General features: G+C 64.5%; 17 protein-coding genes and 1 tRNA gene. 12 read left to right on the top strand and 6 right to left on the bottom strand.

The window, feature by feature from the left end; genetic code table 11:
- Positions 1 to 209: 209 nt before the first annotated feature.
- Entirely contained in the window at positions 210 to 1,025 is an 816-nt protein-coding gene (locus tag WS78_RS20850; RefSeq protein ID WP_059576401.1) for a hypothetical protein, read from the bottom strand.
- A gap of 65 nt (positions 1,026 to 1,090) precedes the next feature.
- Complete coding sequence (locus tag WS78_RS20845) at positions 1,091 to 1,534, bottom strand: helix-turn-helix domain-containing protein (RefSeq protein ID WP_038743406.1); 444 nt, start codon at positions 1,532 to 1,534, stop codon at positions 1,091 to 1,093.
- 115 nt (positions 1,535 to 1,649) lie between these two features.
- Here WS78_RS20845 and WS78_RS20840 point away from each other — a divergent pair, with 115 nt between their 5' ends.
- The 11 genes from WS78_RS20840 (at position 1,650) to WS78_RS20785 (ending at position 11,047) form a co-directional block, all read left to right on the top strand.
- Positions 1,650 to 1,892 carry a DNA-binding protein gene (locus WS78_RS20840; protein ID WP_038743404.1) on the top strand — a complete coding sequence of 81 codons (243 nt, stop codon included), beginning with the start codon at positions 1,650 to 1,652 and terminating at the stop codon, positions 1,890 to 1,892.
- Between the two features lie 46 nt (positions 1,893 to 1,938).
- Positions 1,939 to 2,397, top strand: coding sequence for a hypothetical protein (locus tag WS78_RS36100; RefSeq protein ID WP_156432513.1), 459 nt, complete (start codon positions 1,939 to 1,941; stop codon positions 2,395 to 2,397).
- Entirely contained in the window at positions 2,394 to 2,705 is a 312-nt protein-coding gene (locus WS78_RS20830) for a helix-turn-helix domain-containing protein (protein WP_038743842.1), read from the top strand. The genes WS78_RS36100 and WS78_RS20830 overlap by 4 nt, the downstream gene beginning before the upstream one ends.
- A gap of 13 nt (positions 2,706 to 2,718) precedes the next feature.
- The gene (locus tag WS78_RS20825) at positions 2,719 to 3,834 is read left to right on the top strand and encodes a DUF3102 domain-containing protein (RefSeq protein ID WP_226377275.1); all 1,116 of its coding nucleotides are present in this window, start codon (positions 2,719 to 2,721) and stop codon (positions 3,832 to 3,834) included.
- Positions 3,835 to 3,847: 13 nt separating this feature from the next.
- Positions 3,848 to 5,647: a DDE-type integrase/transposase/recombinase gene (locus WS78_RS20815; RefSeq protein WP_059576407.1), complete on the top strand. Its 1,800-nt coding sequence runs from the start codon at positions 3,848 to 3,850 to the stop codon at positions 5,645 to 5,647.
- On the top strand, positions 5,644 to 6,945 hold the full coding sequence (locus tag WS78_RS20810; protein ID WP_063889428.1) for an ExeA family protein: 1,302 nt from the start codon (positions 5,644 to 5,646) through the stop codon (positions 6,943 to 6,945). The genes WS78_RS20815 and WS78_RS20810 overlap by 4 nt, the downstream gene beginning before the upstream one ends.
- Position 6,946: 1 nt before the next feature.
- The gene (locus WS78_RS20805; protein ID WP_059576410.1) at positions 6,947 to 7,309 is read left to right on the top strand and encodes a hypothetical protein; all 363 of its coding nucleotides are present in this window, start codon (positions 6,947 to 6,949) and stop codon (positions 7,307 to 7,309) included.
- 73 nt (positions 7,310 to 7,382) lie between these two features.
- Positions 7,383 to 7,997, top strand: coding sequence for a DUF3164 family protein (locus WS78_RS20800; RefSeq protein WP_059576413.1), 615 nt, complete (start codon positions 7,383 to 7,385; stop codon positions 7,995 to 7,997).
- A gap of 184 nt (positions 7,998 to 8,181) precedes the next feature.
- On the top strand, positions 8,182 to 8,538 hold the full coding sequence (locus tag WS78_RS20795) for a Mor transcription activator family protein (protein ID WP_038743397.1): 357 nt from the start codon (positions 8,182 to 8,184) through the stop codon (positions 8,536 to 8,538).
- 492 nt (positions 8,539 to 9,030) lie between these two features.
- Positions 9,031 to 10,338 carry a hypothetical protein gene (locus tag WS78_RS20790; protein ID WP_059576416.1) on the top strand — a complete coding sequence of 436 codons (1,308 nt, stop codon included), beginning with the start codon at positions 9,031 to 9,033 and terminating at the stop codon, positions 10,336 to 10,338.
- 61 nt (positions 10,339 to 10,399) lie between these two features.
- Positions 10,400 to 11,047: a 2OG-Fe(II) oxygenase gene (locus tag WS78_RS20785; RefSeq protein WP_059576419.1), complete on the top strand. Its 648-nt coding sequence runs from the start codon at positions 10,400 to 10,402 to the stop codon at positions 11,045 to 11,047.
- Between the two features lie 68 nt (positions 11,048 to 11,115).
- Here the strand turns inward: WS78_RS20785 and WS78_RS20780 are convergent, their stop codons facing one another.
- From WS78_RS20780 to rpoD, 4 genes are all read right to left on the bottom strand, one after another.
- Positions 11,116 to 11,730: a GNAT family N-acetyltransferase gene (locus WS78_RS20780; protein ID WP_038743391.1), complete on the bottom strand. Its 615-nt coding sequence runs from the start codon at positions 11,728 to 11,730 to the stop codon at positions 11,116 to 11,118.
- 187 nt (positions 11,731 to 11,917) lie between these two features.
- Positions 11,918 to 12,250, bottom strand: a complete 333-nt coding sequence (locus WS78_RS36090) for a hypothetical protein (protein ID WP_145986859.1) — start codon at positions 12,248 to 12,250, stop codon at positions 11,918 to 11,920.
- Positions 12,251 to 12,432: 182 nt separating this feature from the next.
- A tRNA-Ile gene (locus WS78_RS20775) sits at positions 12,433 to 12,508 on the bottom strand.
- 123 nt (positions 12,509 to 12,631) lie between these two features.
- Positions 12,632 to 14,842 (bottom strand): RNA polymerase sigma factor RpoD, encoded by a 2,211-nt coding sequence (gene rpoD / locus WS78_RS20770; RefSeq protein ID WP_394335891.1) that lies wholly within the window; start codon positions 14,840 to 14,842, stop codon positions 12,632 to 12,634.
- On the opposite strand from rpoD, the gene WS78_RS20765 reads away from it, so the two are divergent.
- Positions 14,733 to 15,056 carry a hypothetical protein gene (locus tag WS78_RS20765; protein WP_059576423.1) on the top strand — a complete coding sequence of 108 codons (324 nt, stop codon included), beginning with the start codon at positions 14,733 to 14,735 and terminating at the stop codon, positions 15,054 to 15,056. The genes rpoD and WS78_RS20765 overlap by 110 nt on opposite strands.
- Positions 15,057 to 15,116: the final 60 nt, after the last annotated feature.

Genomic DNA, 15,116 nt, shown 5'->3' with positions numbered 1-15,116 from the left:
TCATTACGCCGATTAGGCACTTCGATTCGCCGCCTCGAATCCACGCTCCGCTCCAACACCCCGATTCGGCCCGATCGTTCGCTCGTCGACGCGACGCTCAGCGCCGGTTCGGCATTTCGGTCCGCACTCGCTTCGCGCGATGGCCACCGCTACCGCCGCCATCGCCATCGCCATCGCCATCGCCGACGCCGACGCCGACGCCACCGCCATCACCGCCGCGCGACGCGGCTCGGCCGGAGCGTCTGCCACTCCGGCAAGCTGCCGGCGGGCGTTCGAACGCATTCGATATCCGGCGCGGACGGATTGTCGATGATGCTGCCGACCGCATACGACTTGCCTTCGAAAATGCAGCCCGTCGATTCCGTGCGCAGCGCGTGCAGCGCACTCGCCGCGTCGCTCGCCTTGTAGCCGAAAAACGCGATGGCGAGCGCAGCGGCGCCGAGCACGCCGACCGCAACCTTCATGTTGAAGCGCGCCGACGCCGCGTCGCGACGGTTCGCGTCGCAGTGCGGACAAGCGGCGGGATGAACGGAGGAAAACGCATCGGGCGGCCGGCTCGGCGCGAACGCGGCGGAAGCGGCCGCGGCGGCCGAAGCCGCGAACGCGGTGGGCGCGGCGTACGCGACCGGAGCCGCGGCGCAAGCAGCGGGCGACGCCGCATGCTGCGTGACCGACTGCGCGGCGGCCGGCGCAACCGGCTGCGCAACGGCCTGCGCCGACGGCGGCGCGGCGGCGGGCGCTTGCTTGGCGGGCGTCTGCGTCGCGCGCCCGAGCCACTCGACGAGATACTCCTCGACGTCGATGTACGCGCCCTTCAGGATCAGCCGCGCCTTGCGCGCGCCGGCCCGCGCCAGCACCTTGCGCCACACTTCGAGCGGCTCCTCCTCGGTGACCTCGACGATGCGCTGGACGAGCTGCGCGATCATCCGCTTCTGATGCTGCGTGACGTACTCGACGCGCTCCTCGCGCTCGCCGAACTGCACGTTCACGACGTTGCTGTTCGTAATCGGCGTTCCGTGACTCACCGAATCGCCGATGTGAACCTGATCTACGTTGGCCCCGAAACTGATTTTTCTTGTTGATTCTTCGTTCATTTTTTCTTGCGTGGTGGTTTGGTGGGTGTGGTGGTTACGTTGAAAGCGTGACTCCCGCCCGCGACGGTATTGTTCTGCCCGATCGTCGCGCTGCCGAAATCGATCGCGAACTTCGGCCCCGCCTCCGGCAGCGCGCCCGCCGTCAGTGCGCCGATCGCGGCCGATTTCACCGCGAGCGGCGCGGCCCGGTACTTCTCGATCAGCTCGATCTCGTCACGGGTCAGCCCGGCGCTCGAGCGCACGCCCGTAATCACGTACTGCGCGTCCACGCCCTCGGCCGCGACGAGGTTCAGATACGCGGCGTCCGGCGTGCTCTCGCCCTTCTCGTAGGTGATCTGCGCGCGCTTCGACACACCACCCAATGCGGCGAAATCGGTCTGGCTCTTCGCCAGGCGCTCGCGCTCTTCCTTCAGCCGAGCGCCGATCTCTGATTTCTGCACATCAACCCCTTGCAAGGTGCAGATTTCTGCACCATAATTCATTCACACCGTCACACGACGAACGGCAATCGAGTCGGCACCTGCCCGTGCCGACGGCCCCTTGCGAGGAGCATCCATGAAACTGCGCACCGCCGCCGAAGCTCGCGCCGAGCTTCAATCGAAAGGCGTTTCGATCACCCAATGGGCGATCGCCAATCAATTTTCTCCCAATCTCGTTTTCGAGGTGCTCGGCGGCCGCAAGAAATGCATTCGCGGCCAGGCGCACGACATCGCGGTGAAGCTCGGCCTCAAGGCGGGCGAGATCTGCGCCGATCCCGCGACGGCGCTCGCGCCCATTCACCGGCGCGCCGCCGCATAACCCTTCAGCGCCAAAAGCCGCTGCGGCGGCCCGCACTCAAGCCGCGATGCGCGCGGCCGCCGCCGTGCGTCGCGCGTTGCGCTGCGTGATCCGAACCGTGCCGGCGCATGCCGCGATGGCCGTCTCATTCAATACACATCGCATGCACATTCGCCGCGCCTCGAACCGATTGCTCGCCAAATTCCGAAACGCAATGACACTCCATCACCTGAAGATTAACCGTTTTCGATTCCATTGGCTGCAAATGCGTTGCATCGATGTCAAACGAATCGATTTCGTTACGCCGATTTTCGACGCGAATGGCGCATTTCGCCCGCGGCCGCACCGCGCTAAATACGCGGCGCGGCGCGATTTCAAACGCATTTTCGATTTCGATAAAAAGCGCCAAACGATTGCCGATCGCCCGAAAGCGGCCACTGGATGCGCGGCGCGCGGTGTGATAAGCGCGAACGGCGGCGCGTCGTTCGCCGCATGGACCGCAGCGCCGACGGGAGCCGCCCGATGAGCGCCGGCACGACGACCACCACCAAATCGGCCGAGAAAGTGCTCGAAGTCCTGAACGTCCTGCTCGGCCACTTCGCGCACGGCTTGACGCCCGGCGAGCTCGCGAAGGCGACGCGCCTGTCGCCGTCGAACATCACGCGCTACGTCGCGACGCTCGAAGAAACCGGCTTCGCCGAACGCATTCCGGAGACTGGCCGCATCCGGCCTTCGGTGCGGTTCGCGCAACACGCGGTCGCGATCGCGCAGAGCTTGAACGCCGCGCGACATCGCCTCGATGAACTGGCCAGCCGCCTGGCCGCCCCACGCTAAGGAGTCCATGACAATGGCACGCAAACCTTCCGCCGTCGCGCCGCAGCCCGTCGTCGTGACGGATGCCGATACCCCCGCCCTTCCCGCAATGGCCGCGGCGTCGAACGCGCTCGCCGCGCATTCGGCCGCCGTCGCCGAGCAGTTCGGCGACGGGCTGCCGTACGAGCGCGCCCGCGTCGTCAACGAAGCGCGCTTCTACATGGCGCAGAGCGCCGAGGCGATGCTCGAAGCGGGCAAGCGCCTGATCCTTCTGAAGGAGAACGAACCGCATGGCGATTTCACGCGCATCGTCGAAGAGCAGCTCGGGCTCGCGCCGCAGGTGGCGCGGCGGATGATGCAGGCATCGGTGAAGTTTCTCGGCGCGGAGCACGGCGGCGCGAAGCGCTCAGCGCTGAGCGTTCTGGGCAAGACCAAGCTGTACGAGCTGATGGTGCTCGACGACGACGAGCTCGACGTGCTCGCCGACGGCGGCACGGTTGCGGGCCTCGCGCAGGACGACATCGACCGGATGACGACCCGCGAGCTGCGCGCCGCGCTGCGCGAAGCGCGCGAGAACGCCGACGCGCAGGCGCGCCTGCTCGCCGACAAGAACGGCAAGCTCGACGAGCTCGCCGCGAAGCTGACGAGCAAGGCGACGCACGTGAAGCGCGCGACGCCCGACGAAACGGCCGCGCAGATCCGCGGCGAGGCGAGCGCGATCGCGTTCGAGGCCGAATCGGTCGTCCGCGGCCAGCTGCGCGCGGCGTTCGACACGCTCGCGCGGCACGCGCAAACGCACGGCACGCCGCACGACGACTTCATGGCCGGCTTGCTCGGGCAGATCCAGCTCGCGCTGAATCAGCTGCGCAGCGACTTCGGCGTGAAATCGGCGGCCGACGGCGACGACATGCCGGAATGGCTGCGCGGAGCGGATGCGGATTTCGAGGGCGAGGGCTACGCCGATGCTGATGTCGATGTCGATGTCGATGCTGATGCCAACACCAACACCAACGCCAACGCCGACGCCGACGCCGACGCCGACGCCGACGCCGACGCCGACGCCAAAAGCGACGCCAGCATAGCCGCGCACGTCGACAGCCCCGTCGACAGCCCCGCCGTCGACTCAGCCGCCCTCTCCACCGCGCAATGACGAGGCCCCCGCGATGAACGCCGTATTGACCGAACGCATCGTGTCCGTCGCACGAGCCGCGCGCGCGGCGGGCCACGGCAACAAGCATGCGATCTACGAAGCCGCGTGCCGCGAGCTCGGCCTGTCGCGCGCGACGCTGATGCGCAAGCTGAAGGCCGTCGCGGTGACGCCGCCGCGCAAGCGCCGCGCCGACGCAGGCCGCAGCGCGCTGACGCGCGCCGAGGCGATGACGATCTCCGCGCTGCTGATCGAATCGACGCGCAAGAACGGCAAGCGGCTGTATTCGATCGCCGACGCGGTCGAAACGCTGCGCGCGAACGGCATGATCCGCGCCGAATCGCTCGACGAATCGACGGGCGAGCTGCGCCCGTTGTCCGACAGCGCGATCCAGCGCGCGCTGCGCACGTACGGCGTGCATCCGGACCAGTTGCTCGCGCCCGCGCCCGTCACCGAGCTCGCGAGCCGCCATCCGAATCACGTCTGGCAGATCGACGCGAGCCTGTGCGTGCTGTATTACCTGAAGCCCGCCGCCGATCCGCGCGCGAACGGCCTGCGCGTGATGGATCATTCGGAGTTCTACAAAAATAAGCCGCGCAACGTCGCGCGCATCGCGGCCGATCGCGTGTGGAGCTACGAGATCACCGATCACGCGAGCGGCTGGATCTACGTCGAATACGTGCTCGGCGCGGAGTCCGGCGAGAACCTGTGCTCGACGCTCATCAACGCGATGCAGGAACGCGGCGGCGCCGACTTGATGCACGGTGTGCCGCGCTTCCTGATGCTCGATGCGGGTGCCGCGAGCACCGCCGCGATGACGCGCAACCTGTGCCGCGCGCTCGGCATCGAACTCATCGTCCACAAGGTCGGCAACGCACGTGCGACGGGGCAAGTCGAGAACGCGCGCAACCTCATCGAACGCAAGTTCGAGCCGGGCCTGAAGTTTCAGCCGGTCAACAGCCTCGACGAACTCAACGCGCTCGCCAGGCGCTGGCGAATGCATTTCAACGCGACCGCGACGCACGGCCGGCACGGCTCGACGCGCAGCCACGCGTGGCTGCGGATCACCGCGCGGCAGCTCGTCAACGCGCCTTCGCTCGACATCTGCCGCGAGCTCGCGGTCGCCGCGCCGGAGAGCCGCAAGGTCACGCCGAAGCTGCGCGTGTCGTTGCGCGGCGTCGAGTACGACGTGTCGGCGGTGCCTGGCGTGATGGTGGGCGAGAAGCTGATGGTCACGCGCAACCCGTGGCGCGACGACGCCGCGCAAATCGTGCTGACCGGCGACGACGGCCGCGAGACGTACTTCGTCGTGCCCGAAGTCGCGCGCGACGCGCTCGGCTTCGCAACCGATGCGGCCGTGATCGGCGAATCGTTCCGGCGCCATGCCGACACGCCCGCGCAGCGCGCGGTCGACGAGATCGAGCGGCTCGTGTCCGGAGCGCACACCCGCGCCGACGCGAAAGCGCGGCGCCGCGCGAAGGCACTGCCGTTCGGCGGCCGCCTCGATCCGTACAAGCACATCGACGACGACGCGCTCCCGACTTACCTGCCGCGTCGCGGCACCGAGCACGAACTTGCCGCGCCGCGCGTCGCGCACGCGCCGCTGTCGCTCGTCGACGCGGCGATGCGAATCAAGCCGCGCATCGAGGCCGCCGGCGCGACATGGAGCGCCGAGCGCTTCCGCTGGCTGCAGCAGCGCTTTCCGAACGGCGTTCCGCAGGACCGGCTCGGTGCGATCGTCGCCGAGCTCATCGGGCCGCGCTCGGATCTGCATCAGCCGCTGCAGATCGTGCGCACCTCGGCCGGGGGGCAATGATGCTCAAGCTCAAGAACGTATTGCAGCGCATCGGCTGCAAGCAGGCCGATCTCGCCGCGCACATCGGCCTGTCGCAGGCGACGGTCGCGCAGATCGTCAACCATGGCGCGTGGCCGAAGAGTTTCAACGCCGACGCGCTGCGCCGCCGGATTCTCGACTATCTGCGCCAGCGCGGCGCGCTCGAAGCCGCACTCGCCGACGCGTTCGATTCGGCGAGCGATTCGATGCGAGACGGCATGGCCGGACACGCGGCGGCCGGCGCGGCGTTCTCCTCTTGCAACTCGTCGCGCAACTCGTCGCGCAACTCGTCGCGCAACTCGTCGCACTTCTCATCGCACGCTTCGTCGCGCCGTTCGCCACGCGACGACACCGATCTCAACCAGGAGGATTCGATGCTACTGCGCAAACAAGCACTGACGCCCGCCGCGCGCAAACACTTCGGCCTGTTTCGCGATCCGTTCCAGGACGACGTTCGTTCGCACGACGACATGTACCTGAGCCCCGACATCCGCCACGTGCGCGAGGCGATGTTTCAGACTGCGAAGCATGGCGGAATGCTCGCCGTCGTCGCGGAATCCGGTGCGGGCAAGACCACGCTGATGCGCGATCTCGAAGACCGGATCACGCGCGAGAATCAGCCGGTTCTGCTCATCAAGCCGTACGTGCTCGCGATGGAGGACAGCGATCGCAAAGGCAAGACGCTGAAAGCGACGCACATTGCCGAGGCGATCGTCACGGCCGTCGCGCCGCTCGAGAAACTCAGGAGCAGCCCGCAGGCCCGCTTCGCGCAACTGCATCGCGCGCTCGAGGACAGCCACGCGGCCGGCGGCCGGCACTGCCTCGTGATCGACGAGGCGCACGCGCTGCCGATCGCGACGCTCAAGCACCTGAAGCGTTTCTTCGAACTCGAATCGGGCTTCGCGAAGCTGCTGTCGATCGTCCTGATCGGGCAGCCGGAGCTGAAAATCAAGCTGTCCGAGCGCAACCAGGATGTTCGCGAAATCATTCAGCGATGCGAAATGATCGAGTTGCCGCCGCTCGACCGCGCGCGGCTCGACGAGTATCTGGCCTTCAAGCTCGGCCGGCTCGACAAGCGGGTTGGCGACGTGATCGACGCAGGCGGCGTCGACGCGCTGCGCGGGCGGCTGACGATCGCGAGCGACCGCCGCCGCGAGCGCGCCGACACGATCTCGCTGCTGTATCCGCTCGCGGTCGGCAATCTGCTGACCGCGGCGATGAATCTCGCGGCGGGGCTCGGCGTGCCGGTCGTCACGGCCGACGTGATCAAAGGGATCTGACATGAACGCCCGATTGCAAACGCAACGGCCGTCGCTCGAAACGGCCGCACCGCACGAGCCCGCGCCAGCGCGTGCCGCGCCGGAAAACGCACGCGTGCTCGACGCCGATTTCGTCGCCCGCCTCACGCTGCTCAACGCGAGCGCACGCGCGCTGCGCGGCCTCGGCTATCGCGTGTTCGACGAGGATGCATTGCCGCGCGACGGCGGACGGCCGACGATCCGCATCGGACCGTCGTCGCGCGCGGCCTCGGTCGACACGCTGCGCGGGCATGCCAACGGCGTGTCGATCGAGCGCCGCGACGGGCGCGGCTTCGCCTGCGTCGACTTCATGGGCGTGCGGGTGATGTGGGAAGTGACAGTGTGACGACATCGCCGAAGAAACGAACGCGCCGCGTCCACTGACGCGACGCACACGAAAACAAGCAAGGAGTGAAGCAATGGAACAAAGGATTCCGAACGGTTATTGGAAAGACGCAAAAGGCTGCCTCGTCCCGGAAAACATGATCAAGCCGCTTGATCGCGAACGCGACCGGCTCGTGCGCGAGCTCGTCGACGAGGCGCGGCGCGTATCGCGCACGCTCGCCGAGCTGAAGACGCGGATCTTCGGCGACGTGGCGGCCTTCGTCGACATGTCGGCCGAAACGTACCAGGCCAAGCTCGGCGGCAAGAAAGGCAACGTCACGCTGTATTCGTTCGACGGCCGTTATCGCATTCAGCGCGCGATCCAGGACCGGATCGCATTCGACGAGCGGCTGCAGGCCGCGAAAGCGCTGATCGACGCGTGCCTGCACGACTGGACGACCGATGCGCGCCCGGAGATCCAGGCTATCGTCGCGCAGGCGTTCGCGACCGACAAGGAAGGCCAGATCAACACCGGCCGCGTGCTCGCGCTGCGCCGGCTCGACATCGCGGACGCGCGGTGGCAGGACGCGATGACGGCGATCGGCGAGGCGTTGCAGGTAATCGGCAGCCGCTCGTACGTGCGGATCTACGAGCGTATCGGCGATACCGAGCAGTACGAACAGATTCCGCTCGACATCGCCGGCGTGTAGGAACGGGATCGACGAGGACGGCGCCGTCAGGCGGCGGCGCCGGGCGTGTGGGCGTGTGGGCGCTTGGGCGCTTGGGTGCTTGGGTGCTCGGGCGCTCGGGCGCTCGGGCGCTCGGGCGCTCGGGCGCTCGGGCGCTTGAACGCATGATTGCTTGCCGGGATGAAACGGTTCGAATGGAGGCTGTATGAAGGCGGATTTCAAGAGCAAGGGGCCGGAGCTGCTGGTCGACCTTGCGCAACATGTGTCGGTGGCGCTCAAGGAGCTGGCGGCGATGAAGACGGACGAGGCCGATCAGCTCGGCCGGGAGATCGCCGACAGGATGGCGGCGCATTGGGGCGGACAAAACGTGTATTTCCCGATGGGGGTGTCGTACAAGCTGTCGCAGCGCGACCGCAGGATTTACGACGAGTTTCGCGGCGACAATCACGGCGAGCTCGCGCGAAAGTACGGCGTGTCGATTCAGTGGATCTACAAGATCATCAAGGCGGTCGGACGCGAGGAGACGGCCGCGCGGCAGAAGCGGCTGTTTTCCGATCGATGAGGCGTGGCGATGCGGCGAGCCGGGGGCTGGGAAATCGGGCGGGGGTTGGGAAATCGGCGGTTTTGGTTTTGGTTTTGGTGCGGCGGTTGCGGCAGGCGGTACGGAATTGCGCGAGGCCGAGCTTCGCGGCGTGGCCGGGGCGGTGGTTGGGGTGATTATGTCGCGAGGGTGTGGTGGGTTGTTGCGCGGGGGGGCAGTCAACCCGCGCTGCAATCGCGCCGATCGCGCCCTCCGCGACACCGCCCTAGATCTCGGTCGCGTCGCACCCATTCGGCACAACGGCATATGCACACGCCATTCCTCATTCAAAAACGTGTCGCGCCGGTTTCTTTAAATAGAATTCTCACCTTGAACAAGAAAATCTGGCAGCATAATGATTCGCCTTCTATGCCTCACTATTAGAAATAGGCTTCCCCAAATTATCGGCATCCGATAATACGCTGCCGATATTCGGTGAAATATCGATAACGCACCCAGTCGATAAAGCGAACCATGTTCGAATCATTCAACAAAGACGTGATTGCCGCGTTTATTAGAAACAAACGCAAGATCATCGAAAATGGGGCCACTCGACAAGTACGGACGCTGCTGGACGACATCGGCGCGGTGGCCTTCCGCCTGCTGCCCCATCCGCTCCTGTTTCCCGCCGAAGACTTCGACATGCTCGCCCGAATCGCGCGTGATCTGCTGTCCGCTCAAAACAAGATCGCGCGTCATCTTTGCCGACATCGCTCACGGGCGGACATCCTCCAGCAATTCTCGCTCAGCGACGCGCTGATGCCTTACGTCGACTGGGAGGAACTGGAAGCCGGCAGCCGCCGGGTAACGCGCGTCGACATCCTCCCCTTGCCGGATGGCTATGCAGTTTGCGAATTGAATTTCTCGGCGGCGGTCGGGGGAGCCGAACTGTTCGACTGCTATCGCCGGTTCATGCAAGCGGCCGGCTGGCCGGCTGTCGCGCTCGACGGTTCCCCTTATACAAATCTGCGCTCGCTGTACGAGGACAGCATCGCGTCTTTGGGTATCGATCGAGTGGTCCTCCTCGATTGGAGTTCGCACGCCGCCCGCGGATATGCCTCGCCCGAACTTGCCCGTCGGTACCTTGCGGGCATGGCGAGCGATATACCGATCGAAGTTCATACGGAATTGACTTATCCGTCGAAGTGGCTGGGCGACGGCAACGGCATTCTGATTCACCGGAATTTCGTCTATGACGACATGACGGTGAACATCGATAAATTCCATGCAATTCACCGCAGCGGCGCAAAATTTTCCAACGGGCTGGAAGCCGAGTTGCTAATGAACAAGACATGGCTCGCGCTGTTATGCGACGAGCGTTTTCACACGCTCCTCGACGACGACGAGATCGCCGCGATCCGAAACTATATCCCGCATACCTTTCGCCTCGACGAAAGCACGCTCGCCGATACGTTGGCCCGCAAAGACGAATGGGTGTTCAAACTGAACGTTTCTTATGGAGGCGTCGACGTGATGATCGGCAGAGATCATTCGGCCGGCGCGCTCGCCAATCGATTGCGGAAAAAAGGCGTGGCAAACTGGATTTGCCAGGCTTTCCGCGAGGTGGCGACGATTCGTCATCCTTTCGACGAAACCTTTGTCGCAGCCGAACACAAGCCAGTGCTGGGAATGTATCTCCACCGCGACAAGGCGAGCGGCATGGTGCTACGCTCGAATCGCTTTTCGAGCGTGGTCAATACGGGCAGCGGCGCGGGAGTTCACTGGGCGGCCGTCGCCACTCGAGCAGAAAAGGAAGCCGTTCTCGCAGCACTGGACGCTTAGCCTCAACGTGAACCGAACATTTGCGTATCGAACCGCCAACGACAACAACCGGGAGAAGCGCATGGACACAGCCGAACTGCATTTCCGTAACAACGAAGGAGGAATGGCCGATTACGTCACGCAACTGAGGGACGTGGGAACCGTGATGCTTCCCGCCTATGTGGCCTTCGACGCGCACGAGCTAACGCGCATCGACCAGTTGCAAGCCCAAATGCCGGAGGAATCCGTGACCGCCGGCGACGCCGGCGACACGCACGACATCTATGTCCGGCGCATCATGCTCGACCGGGCCGGCGAGCTTCCTCAACTCGTCAACCGGCCCTACTCCGACCAGATCCTGGACATTCTCACCGACGCCCGGCGCACGCGATTCTTCGGCGACATGTTCGCCACGCGCGCCGAGTACTTCATCCGGCGATGCCAGATCAACCGGATGGTGAAGGACTCCTTCATCGGCATCCACCTCGACGCTGCAAGCAATCCGGACTACGAATTTTCGGTCGTCATCCAGCTCGGCAATAAGTTCGAGGGCGGCGAATTCGTGGTTCATCCGGAAGGCCGGCCGTTGAACGTCTTCGCGCCGACTTACGGCACGGTCATCGTCACGAACTGCATGCACCGGCACGAAGTCAGAACGGTGCGCACGAACGAGCGCACGTCGCTGGTCTATTTTTACTCGCGCCACGACAAAGCCAACCGGCGCGCATGACCGGGCGACGCCGCTGGTGAGCCGACAGCAGGCGAAGCCGATCGCCGGGCTTCGCCGTCGTCCGCGTACTATGCCGGCCTGTCCCGGTCGGAAACCGCAATCGTCGGCCGATCGTTCCGATTCCGTGGCTCGCACGCCGGCCGCTCGAATAGCAGAATCGGCTGGCCTTTGTATTCGGTAGCGGCTATCTCCCGATAACCGAACTCGCCGGCCAGTCGAATGCAAAAGCGATTTTCAGGGCCGATCAGGCAAACGGTGCGCCGCGCCGCCAAGTGCTCGTCCGCCCAATCCAGCACCGCATACAACGCTTCGCGCGCGACACCTGTCCCCCACGCGGCGGGGGACAGCGCGCCGCCCAATTCCGGCACATTGTCGAGCGCGGGAACGATATCGCGCTTGGCATCGGCAAAGCCCAGTTCGCCGATGAAACGCCCGGTCTGCTTTTCGTGAACCGTCCAGTAACCGAAGCCCAGCAATCGCCAATGCCCGACATAGCGCAATAGGCGAAACCAGCACTCTTCCATCGTGTACGGCTCCTCGCGTATCAAGCGCGTCACGTCGGGATCGGCCCATAGTGCCCGGCTGCTGTCGAAGTCGTCCAGGCGATGGCCGGACAGGATCAAGCGAACCGTCTCGATAACCGGCGCGGATCGGCCGACGGCGCCGTCGACATGCTCTTGCATGATTCCACCTCTCGCAACTTGGCTGCTCCGATCCGATTGGAAACCCGCGCGTTTCGATCGCGGCTCGACGTCAGTTCCGGCGAACCGCCAATCGCACATCGTATTCGCGATGACTGATCGAGCGTCACCGATCAGCCGTCACAACCTCTCCGACGGTCAAACCTTAGGCGATCCGCTGTCCTCGTGACTACCCACTATCCTTGACCAGTACGAAGTTCCCGTGATGTGCATCCCGGCCGCCTTTGACAACCAACAGGCAACGTGTACCCTCATGCGCGCCCCGCACTACCAGCGCAAATCGACCGCGCTCGGCCGACTCCGAAGCCACCCACGCGCAATTGTCCGCGGCGGCATTGCGGCCGTCGGCGTCGACAATGTTCGCCGACAGTTCGCCGAACCATTCGATCAGCACACCGAACAAGGAGGATCGGCAATCCTCGATCGAATCGGAAACGCCATCGGCGTGACGTGCGAAACAAAGGACAAATTTGCGCCGAGCCGGAAAAACAAAGCCGGCCAAATGGCCGGCTTTGTTACGCCCGTGTCTCCCGCCTCTCAGCGGAGAAATCGCTCGGATCGGCGTCGACTCTCGATGAGTCCCGATAAGAAATGAAGTGCGTCATCAGAGAGTCAAGCATAGCTTATCCGGATGACCGGCTTATGCTTGACGACACGTCTTCCTCGAACGCCTTGGCAGGGATTTGGTGGGCCCGGCGGGTTTCGAACCCGCGACCAATCGATTATGAGTCGACTGCTCTAACCACTGAGCTACAGGCCCTAAAAACGAATGCGACGCAAAAAAAGACCCGGAGATACTGGCCGGGCCGGCATTGTAACAACTAAGTAAGGAAATCGCCGCCGGATTCTTGCGCCCCGGCGGCGACCGATCGGAAACGGGCGATCAGTTCCCCTCGAGGAACGACTTCAGCTTGTCCGAACGGCTCGGATGACGCAGCTTGCGCAGCGCCTTCGCCTCGATCTGACGAATCCGCTCGCGCGTGACGTCGAACTGCTTGCCGACTTCCTCGAGCGTGTGATCCGTGCTCATTTCGATGCCGAAGCGCATCCGCAGCACCTTCGCCTCGCGAGGCGTCAGCGAATCGAGCACGTCCTTCACGACGTCGCGCATGCTCGCATGCAGCGCGGCGTCGGCCGGCGCGACCGTGTTGGTGTCCTCGATGAAGTCGCCGAGATGGGAATCGTCGTCGTCGCCGATCGGCGTTTCCATCGAGATCGGCTCCTTCGCGATCTTCATGATCTTGCGGATCTTGTCTTCCGGCATCTCCATCTTCTCGGCGAGCGTGGCCGGATCAGGCTCGAGGCCCGTTTCCTGCAGAATCTGCCGCGAGATGCGGTTCATCTTGTTGATCGTCTCGATCATGTGAACCGGAATCCGGATCGTGCGCGCCTGGTCCGCGATCGAACGCGTGATGGCCTGGCGAATCCACCACGTCGCATACGTCGAGAACTTGTAGCCGCGGCGGTACTCGAACTTGTCCACCGCCTTCATCAGGCCGATGTTGCCTTCCTGGATCAGGTCGAGGAACTGCAGGCCGCGGTTCGTGTACTTCTTCGCGATCGAGATCACGAGACGCAGATTCGCCTCGGTCATCTCGCGCTTCGCCTGGCGCGCCTTCAGTTCGCCCGCCGCCATCTGCCGGTTGGTTTCCTTCAGGTCCTTGAGCGGCAGCACGACGCGCGCCTGCAGATCGAGCAGGCGTTGCTGCTGTTCGCGGATCGCCGGGATGTTGCGCGACAAAATCGCGCTGTACGAATGGCCTTCGGCCGCGATCTTCTCGGCCCAATCGAGATCCGTCTCGTTGCTCGGGAAGCGCGCGATGAATTCCGAACGCGGCATGCCGCACTTGTCGACGACGATGTGCAGGATCTGGCGCTCGACCTGACGCACTTCGTCAACCTGCGCGCGCAGCGTGTCGCACAGACGCTCGACGGTGCGCGCGGTGAAGCGAATCGACATCAGTTCGTTCTGGATCGTCTCCTGCGCCTTCAGGTACGACTTCGACTTGTAGCCTTCCTTCTCGAACGCGCGGCGCATCTTGTCGAACCATTCGCTGATCAGCGCGAACTTTTCGAGCGACGCGCGCTTCAGCGCTTCGAGCTGGGCCGCGTTGGCGGTCGCCTGCGCGGCGCCGTCGTCATCGTCCTCTTCCTCTTCCTCGGCTTCCTCGGCTTCCTCGTCCTCGTTCTCGATTTCCTCGGCGTCCTTCTCGGAGAAGCCGTCGGTATCGGCGGCATTCGGGTCGATCAGGCCGTCGACGAGTTCGTCGACGCGACCTTCCTCGTTCGCGACGCGCTCGGCCATCGCAAGGATGTCGGCGATCGTGGTCGGGCACGCGGAAATCGCCATCACCATGTGGCGCAGGCCGTCCTCGATCCGCTTCGCGATCTCGATTTCGCCTTCGCGCGTGAGCAGCTCGACCGTGCCCATCTCGCGCATGTACATCCGGACCGGATCGGTCGTGCGGCCGAATTCGGAATCGACGGTCGACAGCGCGACTTCCGCTTCCTCTTCGACTTCATCGTCGGACGACGCGGCGGGCGCATTGTCGTTCAGCAGCAGCGTCTCGGCGTCGGGCGCCTGCTCGTACACCGCGACGCCCATGTCGTTGAACGTGCCGATGATACCTTCGAGCGCTTCCGTTTCCGTGAAGTTGTCCGGAAGATGGTCGTTGATTTCGGCATACGTGAGGAAGCCGCGCTCCTTGCCGAGTTTGATCAGCGCGCGCAGTTTTGTACGACGCTCTTCAAGCTCCTCGGCCGTGCCGGGCGTGCTCGTCGCGAACGCTTCCTTCAGCAGCGCCTTTTCCTTGGCGCGGCGATCGCGCGCCTTGGCTTTCTCGCCTTTACCCGACACAGCGGTGGGCTGGTCGTCGCTCTGGTTTGCGTCGTCATCGACGGATACTTCGTTCAGCTTTTTCGTCATGGAGTTCGCCGTACCGGCTAAATCGACTCGCGGCTGCTGGACTACAGCCGGTTGAACCGTGGATGCTCGAGTAGCTGCCGTTTCGTCCGGCGCGGCAGCCGCTCCCCTTGCGCTTTTCGCACTCGCCCGCTTCAAAGGCGGCTTGGCCGTCTTCGCCTCGGACCTCACGACGACCCGTGATGCGCTGGCCGTCGGCGCCGGCGCAGCCTTGGCGGTGCCGGCCGCGGCCCTCTTCCTCGCAGGGTGCGCCGCGCGGGCCGAAGACGTCTTTGCGGAAGCTGCGGATTTGGCCGTCGCGACCGCTACGGTCGATTCCGTCGCCTTACCCGCCGCTTTTTTTCCGCCGGTAGCCTTTGCCATTGCGATTCTCGCCTCTGCTTAGAAAACAAACCGCTGAAAACCTTATATTATAGCACGCTGAGACAGACCCCTCCCCGGCCGG

It is taken from the genome of Burkholderia savannae (assembly GCF_001524445.2).
In the GTDB taxonomy this organism is placed as follows: Bacteria; Pseudomonadota; Gammaproteobacteria; order Burkholderiales; family Burkholderiaceae; genus Burkholderia; species Burkholderia savannae.
The sequence above is the reverse complement of the archived record's forward strand: the minus strand, read 5'-3'. Positions and strand labels throughout refer to the sequence as shown.